We start from the raw sequence: 14,176 nt of genomic DNA, 5'->3' as shown, positions 1-14,176 counted from the left end.
GAGCCGCACCCGGTGTTCGAGCTGGCGCTGCGCCGGCTGGCCGCCGACCGCCCCACCGGCACGCGGCACACGGTCGTGCACGGCGACTTCCGCAACGGCAACCTCATCGTCGGGCCCGACGGCATCAGGGCGGTGCTCGACTGGGAGCTCGCCCACCTCGGCGACCCCCTCGAGGACCTCGGCTGGCTCTGCGTGAAGGCGTGGCGGTTCGGCTCGCCGCTGCCGGTGGGCGGCTTCGGCGCCTACGACGAGCTGATCGACGCGTACGAGGCGGCCGGCGGGCACCCGGTGGACCGGGACGCGCTGCGCTGGTGGGAGACGTTCGGCGTGCTCAAGTGGGGGATCATCTGCGTCATGCAGACCATGCGGCACCTGCGCGGCGGCGCCCGGTCGGTGGAGCTGGCCGCGATCGGCCGGCGCGTGTGCGAGAACGAGTGGGACCTGCTGCGCATGCTCCGGGGAAAACCCATTGCCCCGGCGTGACCCCGGACCGCACGCTTGACCGGTGACCATTCTGGAAGCGTCCCATCTGGTCAAGCGGTTCGGCGGGGTCACCGCCGTGCGCGACCTCAGCCTCACCGTGGGCGAGGGCGAGGTCGTCGGCCTGCTGGGCCCCAACGGCGCGGGCAAGTCGACCACCCTCCACATGCTGCTCGGCCTGATCACCCCCGACGCGGGCACGATCCGGCTGTTCGGCCTCGAGCTGGCCCGGCACCGCACCGAGACGCTCAGCCAGGTCAACTTCGCCGCCAGCTACGTGGACCTGCCCGGCGTGCTGCACGTGCACGAGGTGCTCGACGCGTTCGCCCGCCTCTACGCACTGCGCCACCCGCGCCGCCGGGTGGCGGAGATGATCGAGCTGTTCGAGCTGGGCCCGCTGCGCAGGCGGAAGGTGATGGACCTGTCCTCGGGCCAGCGCACCCGCGTGCACCTCGCCAAGGCGCTGCTCAACGCGCCCAGGCTGCTGGTGCTCGACGAGCCCACGGCCAACCTCGACCCCGACGCCGGCGACCGCGTCCGCAGCCTGCTGTCCCGGCTGGCCAGGGAGGAGGGCAGCGCCATGCTGATCACCTCGCACAACATGCGCGAGGTCGAGCGCATGTGCGACCGGATCCACTTCATGTCGGACGGCGTCGTCGTGGCCGTCGGCAGCGCCAAGGAGCTGGCCGGCCACTACGGGGCCGAGGACCTGGAAGAGGTGTTCCTGAAGGTGGCACGCGGATGACCACGCAGATGACCACGCATATGACCTCGGTGACTCTGCCCCCGTTGAGCCTGGCCGCCCGGCGCACGCGCGTCATGGGCGTGGTCCGGCGCGACTTCGCGGCGCTGCGGCGCAGCCCGGTCAGGATGTTCGAGATCCTGTTCTGGCCGACGATCGAGCTGGTGCTGTGGGGCTTCGTGACGCTGTTCCTGCAGGCGCAGCGGGTGCCGTTCGTGGTGGCGTTCCTGCTCGGGGCGGTGCTGCTCTGGCAGGTGCTGCAGAAGGCCAGCAACGAGATCTCGATCGCGTTCCTGGAGGACATCTGGTCGCGCAACCTGCTCAACGTGCAGGTCAGCCCGCTGTCGAGCGTCGAATACCTGGCCGGGCTCGTCCTGTTCTCGCTGGGCAAGGTGGCGTTCGCGGTCGCGGTGATGGCCGGGCTGGCCCTCGGCCTGTACGGGTTCGGGCTGTCGAGCATGGGCGTGGGGCTGGTGCCGTTCATGGGGATCCTGCTCGTCCTCGGCTGGTCGCTGGGCCTGGTGGGCATCGCGGCGGTGCTCCGCTTCGGCGAGAACGCGCAGGTGATCGCCTGGTCGCTGGTGTTCGTGGTGCAGCCGCTGGCCGGGATCTTCTACCCGATCTCGGTGCTGCCCGAGCCGCTGCGGACGATCTCGTGGCTGCTGCCGGCCTCGCACGTGTTCGAGGGCATGCGCACGGTCATAGGCGGCGGCGCGGTGCCGTGGGACCGGCTGGCCTGGGCGGGCGGGCTCAACGTGGTCTACCTGGCCGGCACGGTGGGGTTGTTCGCCTGGGCACTCAGGTATGCCCGGCGGCATGGGAAGCTCTCCCGTTTCGGGGACTGACGGCGGCGGGCTGCCGGACGAGGGCGGCGGCGATCACGTCCACCAGGCCCTCGACCACCTGTACGCGGTCCACCTCGGGATGCTCCAGCCACCAGTCGCCGGTCGTCTGCACCATGCCGACGAACGCGTGCCCCAGCACCTGCGCCCGCACCGGGTCGGGCACCGCGCGCTCGCCGGCCAGCAGGCCGCCGAGCTCCTCGCCCAGCCCCCGCACGAGCGCGGTCATGTGGGAGCGGAACCGGGAGTCCTCGGCGCTGGCCCGGTGGAACAGGAACCGGTAGAGGTTGCGGTTGGCCGAGATCAGGTCGAGGTAGACGCCGATGGTCGCCCGTGCCCGGCCCCGCAGGTCGGCCCCAGGGGCGACGAGCTCGGGGCGCAGCTGGGCGATGACCGTGCGCACGTGGCGGTCGGCCAGCGCCTGGTAGAGGCCGCTCTTGTCGCCGAAGTGGCGGTAGAGAATGGGCTTGGTGATGCCGGCCTCGGCGGCGATGGCCGCCATCGAGACCTCGGGGCCCTGGGTCAGGATGACCCGGTCGGCTGCGTCGAGCAGCGCTCTGCGCCGGTCGGGGTCCCGTCCACTCACCCGCCCAGGATAGGCCGCCCCGGAATCCGCCCTTCACCTGCCCAGGACGGACCGCAACCGGCCGGGCAGCAGCGCCGAGAGCACCAGGAGCGCGCCGATGATCGTGTAGAGGCCGGTCATCCCGGCCATCGTGCCGGGCGGCTCGGTCAGCTCGGCCCAGGGGACGCCGTTCGGCTGCGACCACGGCAGGCCGCCCTCCCGCGCCCAGGGCAGGCTGCCCGCCACGCCGAGCGCGGCGTTCAGGTCGAGGGCGAACACGGCCCCCGCCGCCGCCAGCGGGATGCCGCAGCCGAGGGCCGCCGCGGGCCAGGCGGTCAGGAAGGTGACGATGACGGCCACCGCGACCAGGTAGCCGAGCGCCGCGGGCGACGGCCCGAACGTGGCGCTGCTCGTACGCAGGGCTCTGGCGGCCGCCTCGGTCAGGTAGTAGACGGGCACGAGGGCGGCCACGCCTGCGGCGGCTCCCACCAGATGTCGATTCTCACGGGTCACACCGCCTTCGTCCCCGCCTCGTACGCTGATTACGCACGTCAGACCGCTGTCCACTGGCAGCGCGGCCGCCTTTACGTCGTAGATCACACGTTCGCCTCGAAATCGCGAAATTACTGGAAAATACTGGGACTGTTGGTACGCTCGCGCCATGAGTGACCGGCTGGACGATCTCGAGCGGCGGATCGACGAGCTCCGGGCGGGCGTGCGCAAGGCGATGCGGGTCAAGGACGGCGCCACGGCCCGCGCCCTGCGTGCCGAGCTGCGTACCGCGGAGCGCGAATGGGACGCCCTCGTGAGCGGCGAGCCGGCTCAGGCCAAGCCGGAGCCACCGCGCCTGGTCACCGTGCGCGAGCAGGTGAACCAGGGGCTGCGGCTGCTCGGCGCGCCCGCCCAGCCGCGGCTCGTCGTGGCCGTCAGCGACGTGTTCTTCGGCGGCACGATCCGCAGCGCCCAGCTCACCAGCCTGCGCAGGGACGAGGAGCGCTCGTTCCGGTCGTCGCCGCACGGGCGGCCGTACTACCTGTGCGCCGCGCTGACCGACCGCCTCTCCCCCGCCCGCGGGCTGCTCACGCTCAGCACCTGGCCGCTGGAGCGGCGGGTGGTCGGTCCGCTCAGCCCCCGCGTCGACTTCCTGACCTGCGCCATCGCGGTGGCCTCGCACGAGTCGGCCGACGGGCGGGCCGACCGGTTACTCCTGCGGATGGCCAGGAACATCCCCGGCGCCACTGACGGCACGCTGGGCCCGTCCGACCCGGATCGGGTGATCGAGGCGGCCCGCGCCGAGCTGCGCGTGCACGGCGACCGCGACACGCGGGATCGCGCCGAGCTGGCAGAACGCGCCGCGGCGCAGCTCGGTGACGCCGCCCGCCTGTTCGGCGCCGCTACGCTGAGCACGATCAAGAAGGAGAACGCGAAGTGAGCGGCTTGAAGCGCGAGGGCGAACACATCCAGCGGCTTGACGCGTTGCGCGGCACGACGCCGCCCCGCCCGCACGACGCCCGCGCCATCGCGGCCCTGGCCGCCAACCCCGGCTGCACCCGCCGGGCCCTGCTCGACGGCGCCGGCATCGACAAGGACGCCGCCGCCCGCCACCTCGGCTTCCCGGCGCCGTTCGGCCAGTCGCCGTTCGCGATCACGCGCGGCAACATGTTCGAGGCGCTGGTCAAGGCCGACGGCTGCGCGGAGCTGCTGCGGATGCTGCGCGAGCTGCTGCGCCTGCCGGTCGCCGAGGTCGCCTACCACGACGTCGAGAACGTCGGCGCCCACCTGCGCCACGCCCACACCCGCGCGCTGATCGACCGCGCGGCCCGCGACGGCCAGGACGCGGGCACGCTGTACGACCACCCGCTGCTCACCCTGGAGATCGCCGGCCACACCGCCTACCTGGAGCCCGACGTGGTGGCCTTCCAGCTCGGCGGCCGCTTCCACATCGTGGAGATCAAGTCGTTCGCGGTGATCGACGGTCAGGCCGACCCGGCGGCGGTGGCCGCGGCCGCGCGGCAGGCGGCGGTGTACGTGCTGGCGCTGCGCACGCTCCTGGAGGAGCTGGGCCACGACCCGGCGAAGGTCTCGCACGACGTGGTCCTGGTCTGCCCCGAGAACTTCGCCAACCGGCCCGTCGCGACCCTCGTCGACGTGCGCAAGCAGATGGCCGTGCTGCGCCGCCAGCTCACCCGGATGACCACGCTCGACCGGCTGCTCGAAGGGCTGCCCGACGACCTCACGTTCGACCTGCGGCCCGGCGAGGACGGGCGGCCCACCCGGCCCGTCGCCGAGCTGGGCGACGCGCTGCGCAGGGCGACCGCCCGCTACGCGCCCGACTGCATGTCCGCCTGCGACCTGTGCTTCTTCTGCCGCGACGAGGCCCGCCAGGAGGGCGCCTCCGACCTGCTCGGCCGGCAGGTGCGCGACGAGCTGGGCGGGGTGGCCTCGGTGGCGGAGGCGCTCGGGCTGGCCGACGGCGCCCACGACCCCGCCGAGGGCCAGGAGGAGATCGCCCGGCTGCTCCGCAACGCCGAACGCCTGCGCAGGGAGTGCCTCACGTGAGCATGCTGACCTCGCTCGCGCGGCTGCGAGCCCTGGAGGAGGGCATCGCGCAGCCCGTCGCGACCGTCAGGCACTGCCATCTGTCGGACCGGCCGATGGTGTTCATCCCGCTCAAGCTCTCGGGCGAGGCCGCCGCGCCGCTGGCCGCCATGCTCGGCACCGACCGGGAACGGCCGCGCCTGCTCGTGGTCACCCAGCCGCGCAACCGCGACCTGCGCTTCGCCTGGGCCGCCGAGCTGGCCGGGGTGCTGCTGCCGTACGTCGAGGGCTTCATGGCCGACACCGAGACGGTGGAGCGCAAGAACGCCGACCCCTACGAGCGCGTGCTGGACGCGCCGCAGCTCATCGTGCCCAACCAGACCGGGGTGGCCTTCACCAGGCTGCTCGGCCGCTCCACGCGCTTCCGCCGGGCCGACGGGCCCTATCCGGTGCCCGAGGCGGTGCCGCTGCTGGGGCGGTGGCTGACGTACTTCGCGGAGCGGGCCGCCTACCCGGGCTCGTCGATGATGCTGGCCGCGACCGAGGAGCTGGGCCGGCACTGGGCGAGCGGGCAGAGCTCGCTGGAGGACGCCAACCTGGCCGCGCTGCTGGCCTGGATCACCAGGGGGCCGGACGACGAGGCCGAGGACCCGCTGATCTGGCCGCCCGCCGGGCCCGCGACCGATCCGGGGTTCGACGCGGAGGTGCTGTCGCCGGCGATGGACAGCGAGTCGCCCGAGCGCATCACCGAGGCGCTGCGCACCCAGCTCGAGCCCACGTGGCGGCTCATGTGGCAGGCCGTCGACCTGCTGGCCGGGCTGGAGGAGGGTTCGAGCGCCGCGCAGCGGTGGGAGCAGGACCGCGGCTCGTTCAGCGGCATGGCGGTGCACATCGCCGAGGGGGCGCCGCCGCAGGCCAGGCGCGACGGGGCGGTGGCCGCCGCGGCCAAGCTGGCCCGCATGGAGCGGGCCCAGGCCGCGTACGACGTGCAGCGCGCCTACGACGACCCCCTGGTCATGGCCGAGTACCGGCTGACCGGGGAGGCGTTCGCGGGCGAGGTGATCGAGACCGTCCCCGACAACACCGAGGGTGAGGGCCGCTCCCGCAAGCTCCGCCCGCTCGTGGTGATCAAGACCGACGACCCGGTACGCCTGGCGCCCGGCACCTCGCTGGGCACCCCGCAGCGCCGCGGCCAGGGCGCCGAGCTCGTGGAGGCCGGCCAGGGCCTGGTCACCCTGAAGATCACCAAAGGCATGGGCCGGGGCAAGACGGCCGCGCCGGGAGCGGTGCCCGAGGTCGGCGAGCGGGTCTGCTACACCTCGCTGACCGACGACTTCCAGGGCTCCCCCCACCTGCCCGACTCCGAGGCCACGCCGTGGACGCACGGCGGGCCGCCGCAGGAGTACGTGCCCGACGACGAGGACGCCCAGGAGGAGTGGTCGTGACCGACAGCCCGGAGCAGGTCATCAGGAACGTCCTCGCGGACCTGCCCCGGCACCGCGGCGTCGTGGTCGACTCGCCGCCCGGCGCGGGCAAGTCCACGCTGGTGGTGCGGGCGGCGGCGCACATCGCGGCGACCGGCGAGCCCCTGATGATCGTCGCCCAGACGAACGAGCAGGTCGACGACCTGGTGACCCGCATCTCCGAGAAGCACCCGCACCTGACCGTGGGACGGCTGTCGGCCGGTGGCTACGTGCCGCCGCTGCGGCTGCTGGAGCTGGCCGGCGTCCGGGTCGGCACCCGGATCCAGGATCTCGGCGACCCGGACATCGTCATCGCGACCGCCGACAAGTGGGCCTGGATCGGCGGCCGGGTGTGGCCGTGGGCGATCGTGGACGAGGCGTACCAGATGCGCTCGGACAAGCTGCTGCGGATCGCGGGGCTGTTCGAGCGGGCGCTGTTCGTGGGCGATCCGGGGCAGCTCGACCCGTTCTCGATCGTGGACGGGGACCGGTGGTCGGGGCTGTCGTGGGATCCGCTGCAGAGCGCGGTGTCGGTGCTGCTGCGCCACAATCCGGACATCCCGGTGCACCGCCTGCCGGTGTCGTGGCGTCTGCCGGCCTCGGCCGCGCCGGTGGTGTCGCAGGCGTTCTACCCGTTCACCGGGTTCCGGTCGGGGACGTCGCACGGCGATCGGCGGCTGGAGCTGGTGACCGGCGGCATGGGGACCGTGCACGACCGGGCGCTGGAGGAGGCCGCCCGGTCGGGGTGGGCGCTGCTGGAGCTGCCCAACCGGCACACCGTGCGTACCGACGGGGAGGCCGTGCAGGCGGTGGCCCTGCTGGCCGAGCGCCTGCTGCAGCGCGGCGCCGTGGCCTCCTCCGAGCAGGGCGAGCGGCCGGTGACGGCGGACCGCATCGCGGTCGGGGCCGCCCACCGCGACCAGGTGGCCGCCATCCGGGCGGCCGGGGTGCCGCCGGAGATCACCGTGGACACGGCCAACCGCCTGCAGGGGCGCGAGTACGACGTGACGATCGTCCTGCACCCGCTGTCCGGCCGCCGCGACGCCACGGCCTTCCACCTGGAGTCGGGGCGGCTGTGCGTACTGGCGTCCCGGCACCGGCACGCCTGCGTCGTGGTGGCCCGGGCGGGCATCGCCGAACTCCTGGACGCCCACCCGTCGGCGGAGCCGGTGCAGCTGGGGGTGCCGGTCAAGTTCCCCGACGGCTGGGAGGCCAACCAGTCGATCCTCGACCACCTGTCCCACCACCGCGTCTGAGAACTCCGGTCCTCAGACGCGGTGCTGCCAGACGTCGATGACCAGGACGGGGCGCATGCCGGCCGACTCGTAGAGCCCGAGCGCCGGGGTGGTGTTGTTGGAGTCGACGTGCAGGATCGTGCCCTTGCGGCCGCGCGCCGCGTCGGCGGCGAAGGCGTGGCGGAGCAGGAAGCGCCCCAGGCCCCGGCCGCGGAACTCCGGGACGACCGCGAGCGTGGCCACGTAGCCGCAGCCCTCGTCCGGGACGAACTGGTTGTTGGCGATCAGCACCCCGGCGGGGCGGCCGTCGAGGCGGGCCAGCGTGAGCTGGGCCCAGTCCGTCGTCGACTGCGCCTGCCGGCGCGAATGCCACACGTCGTAGTCGACCGGCACGAACCCGAAGTGCTCGGCGAAGCCCTCCTGGTGCACCCGGTGCGCCGCGCGCCGCGCGTCGTCGCTCTCCCCCGTGTGCAGGGTCAGCCCGGCGGGCGGGACAGGCGGCTCCACGGGCCCGTCATGGTCGATGCGCATCCGGTGGAAGCTGGTGCCGGGCGAGAAACCGCGTGCCTCGGCCGTGGCCCGCTTGGCGGTGTCGGCGCGATAGACGCCCATGTGCAGGGTGGCGCCGTCGTGGCCGGCCTCGGCGGCCAGCTCGCCGGCGCGGCCGATCACCAGGGGCCAGAGCCTGTCGTCCAGGCCCGCCCGCCCCAGATCAGGGCCGGGCCGTACGATCACCTCGACGTCCACCGTGTCGCTGTCGCCGACGCGGCACGCCCAGGCCCACCCGTCGAGCCGGCCGTCGCCGTCGCGGGCGAGCCAGCCGTCCCTGTCGCGGTCGAAGCCGGGCTCGGCCAGCTCGTCGGCGACGTCGTCGAGCGTCATGTCGGGAGAGCCGATCACCGCGGTGTCGTAGGCCGCGATCAGCTCATGGATGGCCGCGGCGTCTTCCACGCGCGGGCGGCCGAGGGTGTGGTGCATAGCGGGGATTGTCCACAAAACACCGGCCGCGCGCCTCCCATTTTTCTCGAGGTATTTCCCGAGCTCGAAACCGGAGGCGCGCTCGGCCGGGTGCTCAGCCCGCGGCGGGGCTGACCGCCGGCTCGTCCTTGGCGGGCGCCGGGGCGCCGCCGCGCAGCGGGATCTCCTTGACGAACGCGGCCAGCACGGGCACGACGACCGCGAACAGGATGGCCCACCAGAAGACGCCGGAGATGGAGGTCGCCAGCGACTCCAGCAGCCCGGTGCGCATCTGCGCGGGCATCTGGGCGACCGCGCCGGGGTCCATCCTGCCGCCGCTCTTGGCCACCCGCTCGGCCGCCTGCTCGCCGAAGCGGGAGGTCAGCTCCGACAGGAAGTGGTTGTTGAAGATCGCCCCGAACAGCGAGACGCCGAACGAGCCCCCGATCGACCTGAAGAACGTGGTGGCGCTGCTGGAGACGCCCAGGTCCTTCTGCTCGACGCTGTTCTGCGCGATGAGCATCGTGGTCTGCATGAGGAAGCCCATGCCGAGGCCGAGCACGGCGATGTAGACGCCGGTGACCCAGGCGGCCGTGTGGACGTCCATCGTGGACAGCAGCCACATGCCCACGGCCATGCCGATCCCGCCGAGCACCGGGTAGATCTTGTACTTGCCCGTGACGGTGATCGCCTTGCCCACGAACAGCGACACGACCATCGCGGCGCCCATCATCGGCAGCATCAGCAGGCCGGAGTTGGTGGCCGTGGAGCCCTGCACCATCTGCTGGAACAGCGGCAGGAAGTTGATCGCGCCGAACATGGCGAAGCCCAGCAGGAAGCCGATGATCGAGATCAGCGTGAAGTTGCGGTTGGCGAAGAGCTGCAGCGGCATGATCGGCTCCTCGACCTTCCGCTCGACCACGACGAACAGCGCCAGCGTGACGACGGCGATCGCGACGAGGGTGAGGATCTGCCACGAGCCCCAGGTGTACTCGTTGCCGCCCCAGGTGGTGATGAGCACGAGGGCGGTGATGCCGACGGACAGCAGGCCAGCACCCGCCCAGTCGATGCGCACCTTGTTGCGCAGCTTCGGAAGGTGCAGCTGCGTCACGATCATGGCCAGCGCGATCGCGCCGATCGGCAGGTTGACGTAGAAGGCCCAGCGCCAGTCGATGTTGTCGGTGATGAAGCCGCCGACCAGCGGGCCCGCGATCATCGCCAGCGACATGACGCCGGCCATGATGCCCTGGTACTGGCCGCGCTCGCGGGGCGGCACCAGGTCGCCGATGATCGCCATGACGTTCACGATGAGGCCGCCCGCGCCGAGCCCCTGGATCGCGCGGAACGCGATCAGCTCGGCCATGCCGCCGTCCGGCCCGCCGAGCAGCGACGAGCCCGCCATGCCGCAGAGCGCGGAGCCGACCATGAAGATGACGATCGAGATGATGAAGATGGTCTTGCGACCGTACAGGTCGCCGATCTTGCCCCAGATCGGCGTCGAGACGGTCGTGCCCAGCACGTACGCCGTGACGACCCAGGACAGATGCGTCAGACCGCCGAGCTCCCCGACGATGCGCGGCATGGCCGTGCCCACGATCATGTTGTCGAGCATCGCCAGGACCATGGCTAACATCAGTCCCGGCAGAACGACCATGACCTCACGGCGCCGTCCGACTGCCTCCGCCACCAGACACCCCCCATTTACACTTTGGATCTTGCTTACTTGCCGCCCGGCAAGCATAGAATAAGGTAGATACTTACTTGCCGGCCGTCAAGTCGAAAAGGTGTGAAGTGCGGGAAGACACTCGGACCCGGATTCAGGAGATCGCGCTCCGGCTGTTCACCGAGCAGGGATACGAGGCGACGTCACTGCGGGAGATCGCCGAGGAGCTCGGAGTGACGAAGGCCGCCCTGTACTACCACTTCAAGACGAAGGACGACATCGTCACGAGCCTGGTCGGCAACCGGCTGGTCGAGCTCGAGGAGCTCCTCGCGTGGGCCCGGAGCCGGCCGAAGACGCCGGAGACGCGGCGCGAGCTGGTCGAGCGCTACGCCGCCGGGATCCGGCGGACCCAGCACATCGGGGTGGCCAGGTTCCTGGAGCGCAACCAGACCGCCCTGCGCGATCATCCGACGCTCACCAAGACCCGCGAGCTGATGATGGAGCTCGTGGCCGAGCTGAACGAGCCCGGCGCCACGCCCGTCGAGCGCGTCAGCCGCGCGACGGCGCTGTTCGCGATACACGCGGGGAAATGGATGATCGAGGAGGGCCGGCTGTCCGAGGACGAGGTCGACAAGGCCTCCCTGGAGGTCGCCATGCGCCTGCTGGAGCCATAGCTTCCGGAGCCCGAACCTCTGACGGGACGATTGACGCACCGTAACGGGGGAAGGGGACTGAGCACGCATCCGAGCAGAAGGAGGAGGCCCCGGATGGAGGCCACGATAGCGCTCCGACTGCCCAGGGATGCGGCGAGCGTCCCCCTGATAAGGAAGATGCTGGACGGCACGCTGCGTTCCCTCGGCGTCGATCCGCAGATCCGTGACGACATCGAACTCATGCTCACCGAAGCATGTTCCAACGTGATCAGACACGCGGAGCCCAGCGATGACTACACGGTCAGCGCGTCCGTGCTCGATGACCGGTGCATCATCAAGGTCATCGACAACGGAGAAGGCTTCGACCCGACCAAGATCATCAACCCCGAGCCGGGGTCCGAGCACGGGCGCGGACTGCTGATCATGCGCGCGCTCGCCGACGACATCCGGTTCGTCAACAGGCACGAGCACGGCGCGGTGGTCTGCCTGGAGAAGCGGCTGCGGTACGCGCCGGGGGCGGCCGGGCTCCACCTCATGGCCATGTGAGCCGGCCCGCCCCATCGCTCAAAGGCGCGTGTGCCGATCCACGGGGCGATGCCCGTGGATCCGCGGACCGCGCGGGTGTCCGTGTCCCCTGGAACCGGCGGCGCCGAGCAGGAAGCGGCGGCGCGTCCGTGACGTGCTTCCGCTCAGCTCCGCCCGCAACCGGGCGGGAATGGCGTCGCCGCTGCGTTTGAGCGTCAACCTCGGCTCGCGCCGGGCCAACCTGGCCAGCCGCCGCCACAGGCCGCGCCAGTCGGTCACCATCGAGCCGGCCAGGCACCCGAGGACGACCAGCGAGACCACCGAGATGGCCAGCACGGCAAGGACGATGAGCAGAAGCACGACGGCGAGGGAGCCGATCGTGCCGAGCACCTCCATCATTCGGCGGAGAATGCCCGGCACCCAGCGCTTTATGCCAATTTTTCGGGATAGATCGTCCTTACTCCAGCGCACTATCGCTACGCAGGTCGAACCGGCCCGGCAGGATGTCGAGCCGGCGCAGTATCACGCCCTCGCGCAACGCCCACGGGCACACCTCCAGCCGGTCCACCTCGAACAGGTCCATGGCCGCGTCGGCGACCAGCGCCCCGGCCGCGAGCTGCGCCGCCCGTCCCTCGGACACGCCGGGCAGCTGCGCCCGCTCGGCGCCCCCCATGGTGGTCAGCTTGACCGCCCAGTCGGCCATGGCCTGCCTGGACAGCGGGCGGGAGACGTACGGGCCGTCGCTGGAGGGCGCCGCGCCGGCGATCCTGGCGAGCTGCTTGAACGTCTTGGAGGTGGCCACCGCGCGGTCGGCCTCGCCCTTCCTGACGACGTCGCCGACCGTGCGGGCGATCTCGGTCCGTACGTGCCTGCGCAGCTTGCGCACCTCCTCGGCGGACGGCGGGTCGGCGGTGAACCAGTCACGCGTCAGCCGCCCGGCGCCCAGCGGCAGCGAGACCGCCACGTCGGGCTCCTCGTCCACACCGGAGGCGATCTCCAGCGAGCCACCGCCAATGTCGAAGACCAGCAGCCGCCCCGAGGACCACCCGTACCACCGGCGCACCGCCAGGAACGTCAGCCTCGCCTCGTCCCGCCCGGACAGCACCTCGATGTGCACGCCGCTGCGCTCCTCGACCTGTGCCAGGACCTCCACGCCGTTGGCCGCCTCGCGCACGGCCGAGGTGGCGAAGGCCAGCAGGTCCTCGACCCCCTTGTCCTCCGCCAGGTGCACGGCCTCCTCGACGAAGGCGCCGAGCCGCTCGACGCCCTCGTCAACGAGCCGGTTGTCCTCCCCCAGATATTCCGTGAGGCGGAGCCCCTCCTTGTGGGAGTAGGCGGGCATGGGCCGGGCGCCCCTGTGGGCGTCGACGACCAGTAAATGGACAGTGTTCGAGCCGATGTCCAGCACGCCGAGTCGCATGGGAAAACGCTACCGTTATGCGGCTTTTACAGCGAAGTTGAGTCGGAAGTGGTTGAGCATGGCCGGCAGCGCCCCCTCCAAGCGTACGGACGGTCTGACTGAGCGCTCGCGCAGGACGGCGTCCAGGAGGGCGGCGGCGGTGAACAGCACGAGGTCCTCCCCCGCGCAGCTCGCGAACCCGGCGCTGAACGGCACGCCCGCCCACTCGCCACTGCCGTCGCGCCACAGCTCGGGGCGGTAGGAGTCGCCGGGCTCGGCCCTGTTCACGTACGGGCTGTAGATCGCCGCGGTGGTGCCCTCGGGGACGTCCCATTCGGTCGGGCCGACGGCCTCGCGCACGATGGTGACCGTGATGGGCCAGAGCCGCACGGACTCCAGCACGGTGGCCCTCAGGTCGGCGGGCCCCTGATGGGCGGCGGCCAGCGCGAGCGCCCGGTAGGCCGCGGCGGCGGCCCCGTCGAAGGCGAACAGCCAGTGCGGCACCTGCCCCTCGGGGTGCACGTCGGCCGTGCCGTGCGCGCGGGCCAGCTCGGCGGCCAGGCTGCCCGGCTCGGCCCGGGCCAGATGCCCGGCCAGCCGGCGCCGGAAGGCGTTGAACACGTCGGTGCGGAGCCCGCGCAGATCCGACCAGTTGGCGTCGGCGCGCAGCCGGTCGAGCTGCCGGGTGAGGATCACGTCGTCCCGCGCCCCGTCGCCGAGCACGATGCGCCGCACGATCCGCCAGTGCGTGGCGTGGAAGCGCGGCCAGGTCAGCAGCCCGTGGCGGGGCAGCGTGGCGGCCTCCTCCTCGACGACCCGGGCAAAGGGGGCGAATCCGGAGCAGAGCACCTGGTCGTTCAGGGCGCGCCGGCGCTCGCGCAGGCCGGGGTCGCGGGTGATCAGCAGGCCGTCGGGCTGGAAGTGGCCGAGCGCGCCGCGTTTCGCCCTGGTCGCCGGGGTGAAGTCCCGGTCGTCGAGCACCGCGCGCACGTCGCGCGCGGCCAGCGGCAGCATCACCCAGCCACGTCCGGGCACCCGTACCAGCAGCGGGCCCTCGCCGTGCTCGGCGCGCAGCCGGGCGAGCAGCCGGATCGCCCGGCCGTCGGCGTCGGCG

General features: G+C 72.1%; 16 protein-coding genes. 9 read left to right on the top strand and 7 right to left on the bottom strand.

What is annotated here, in order from left to right; translation table 11 throughout:
• The 3 genes from ACWDX9_RS49740 to ACWDX9_RS49730 form a co-directional block, all read left to right on the top strand.
• On the top strand, positions 1-483 hold a 483-nt coding region (locus ACWDX9_RS49740), incomplete at its 5' end, for a phosphotransferase family protein (protein ID WP_449968219.1).
• A gap of 22 nt (positions 484-505) precedes the next feature.
• Positions 506-1,225 carry an ABC transporter ATP-binding protein gene (locus ACWDX9_RS49735; protein ID WP_449968216.1) on the top strand — a complete coding sequence of 240 codons (720 nt, stop codon included), beginning with the start codon at positions 506-508 and terminating at the stop codon, positions 1,223-1,225.
• Positions 1,222-2,067: an ABC transporter permease gene (locus tag ACWDX9_RS49730; protein ID WP_449968214.1), complete on the top strand. Its 846-nt coding sequence runs from the start codon at positions 1,222-1,224 to the stop codon at positions 2,065-2,067. Before ACWDX9_RS49735 ends, ACWDX9_RS49730 begins: the two co-directional genes overlap by 4 nt.
• Here the strand turns inward: ACWDX9_RS49730 and ACWDX9_RS49725 are convergent.
• Together ACWDX9_RS49725 and ACWDX9_RS49720 are read right to left on the bottom strand one after the other, a co-directional pair.
• The gene (locus ACWDX9_RS49725) at positions 2,021-2,650 is read right to left on the bottom strand and encodes a TetR/AcrR family transcriptional regulator (RefSeq protein WP_350734713.1); all 630 of its coding nucleotides are present in this window, start codon (positions 2,648-2,650) and stop codon (positions 2,021-2,023) included. The genes ACWDX9_RS49730 and ACWDX9_RS49725 overlap by 47 nt on opposite strands.
• 33 nt (positions 2,651-2,683) lie before the next feature.
• Positions 2,684-3,142: a hypothetical protein gene (locus ACWDX9_RS49720; protein ID WP_449968211.1), complete on the bottom strand. Its 459-nt coding sequence runs from the start codon at positions 3,140-3,142 to the stop codon at positions 2,684-2,686.
• A 148-nt stretch (positions 3,143-3,290) separates the two neighbouring features.
• Here ACWDX9_RS49720 and ACWDX9_RS49715 point away from each other — a divergent pair, with 148 nt between their 5' ends.
• Genes ACWDX9_RS49715 through ACWDX9_RS49700 form a run of 4 tightly spaced genes read left to right on the top strand, consistent with a single transcriptional unit; the run spans position 3,291 to position 7,886 of the window.
• A complete protein-coding gene (locus ACWDX9_RS49715) occupies positions 3,291-4,061 on the top strand; it encodes a hypothetical protein (protein WP_449968209.1) in 771 nt (256 codons plus the stop codon).
• Positions 4,058-5,188, top strand: coding sequence for a hypothetical protein (locus ACWDX9_RS49710; RefSeq protein WP_355199011.1), 1,131 nt, complete (start codon positions 4,058-4,060; stop codon positions 5,186-5,188). The genes ACWDX9_RS49715 and ACWDX9_RS49710 overlap by 4 nt, the downstream gene beginning before the upstream one ends.
• 2 nt (positions 5,189-5,190) lie before the next feature.
• Entirely contained in the window at positions 5,191-6,612 is a 1,422-nt protein-coding gene (locus ACWDX9_RS49705) for a hypothetical protein (RefSeq protein ID WP_449968222.1), read from the top strand.
• On the top strand, positions 6,609-7,886 hold the full coding sequence (locus ACWDX9_RS49700; protein WP_449968207.1) for an AAA family ATPase: 1,278 nt from the start codon (positions 6,609-6,611) through the stop codon (positions 7,884-7,886). Before ACWDX9_RS49705 ends, ACWDX9_RS49700 begins: the two co-directional genes overlap by 4 nt.
• A gap of 12 nt (positions 7,887-7,898) precedes the next feature.
• Here the strand turns inward: ACWDX9_RS49700 and ACWDX9_RS49695 are convergent, their stop codons facing one another.
• Together ACWDX9_RS49695 and ACWDX9_RS49690 are read right to left on the bottom strand one after the other, a co-directional pair.
• Positions 7,899-8,843 (bottom strand): GNAT family N-acetyltransferase, encoded by a 945-nt coding sequence (locus tag ACWDX9_RS49695; protein ID WP_449968204.1) that lies wholly within the window; start codon positions 8,841-8,843, stop codon positions 7,899-7,901.
• A 94-nt stretch (positions 8,844-8,937) separates the two neighbouring features.
• Positions 8,938-10,563, bottom strand: coding sequence for an MDR family MFS transporter (locus tag ACWDX9_RS49690; RefSeq protein WP_449968201.1), 1,626 nt, complete (start codon positions 10,561-10,563; stop codon positions 8,938-8,940).
• Positions 10,564-10,613: 50 nt separating this feature from the next.
• Here ACWDX9_RS49690 and ACWDX9_RS49685 point away from each other — a divergent pair, with 50 nt between their 5' ends.
• Positions 10,614-11,159, top strand: coding sequence for a TetR/AcrR family transcriptional regulator (locus ACWDX9_RS49685; RefSeq protein WP_350734725.1), 546 nt, complete (start codon positions 10,614-10,616; stop codon positions 11,157-11,159).
• A gap of 93 nt (positions 11,160-11,252) precedes the next feature.
• Positions 11,253-11,684 carry an ATP-binding protein gene (locus ACWDX9_RS49680; RefSeq protein WP_449968197.1) on the top strand — a complete coding sequence of 144 codons (432 nt, stop codon included), beginning with the start codon at positions 11,253-11,255 and terminating at the stop codon, positions 11,682-11,684.
• Positions 11,685-11,702: 18 nt separating this feature from the next.
• Here the strand turns inward: ACWDX9_RS49680 and ACWDX9_RS49675 are convergent, their stop codons facing one another.
• From ACWDX9_RS49675 to ACWDX9_RS49665, 3 genes are all read right to left on the bottom strand, one after another.
• Positions 11,703-12,062 carry a hypothetical protein gene (locus ACWDX9_RS49675; protein WP_449968195.1) on the bottom strand — a complete coding sequence of 120 codons (360 nt, stop codon included), beginning with the start codon at positions 12,060-12,062 and terminating at the stop codon, positions 11,703-11,705.
• A 58-nt stretch (positions 12,063-12,120) separates the two neighbouring features.
• Positions 12,121-13,083 (bottom strand): Ppx/GppA phosphatase family protein, encoded by a 963-nt coding sequence (locus tag ACWDX9_RS49670; protein ID WP_449968193.1) that lies wholly within the window; start codon positions 13,081-13,083, stop codon positions 12,121-12,123.
• Between the two features lie 15 nt (positions 13,084-13,098).
• Positions 13,099-14,176: cytochrome P450 (locus tag ACWDX9_RS49665; RefSeq protein ID WP_449968190.1), on the bottom strand; the 1,078-nt coding region annotated here is incomplete at its 5' end.

It is taken from the genome of Nonomuraea sp. NPDC003201, from assembly GCF_053590415.1.
The sequence above is the reverse complement of the archived record's forward strand: the minus strand, read 5'-3'. Positions and strand labels throughout refer to the sequence as shown.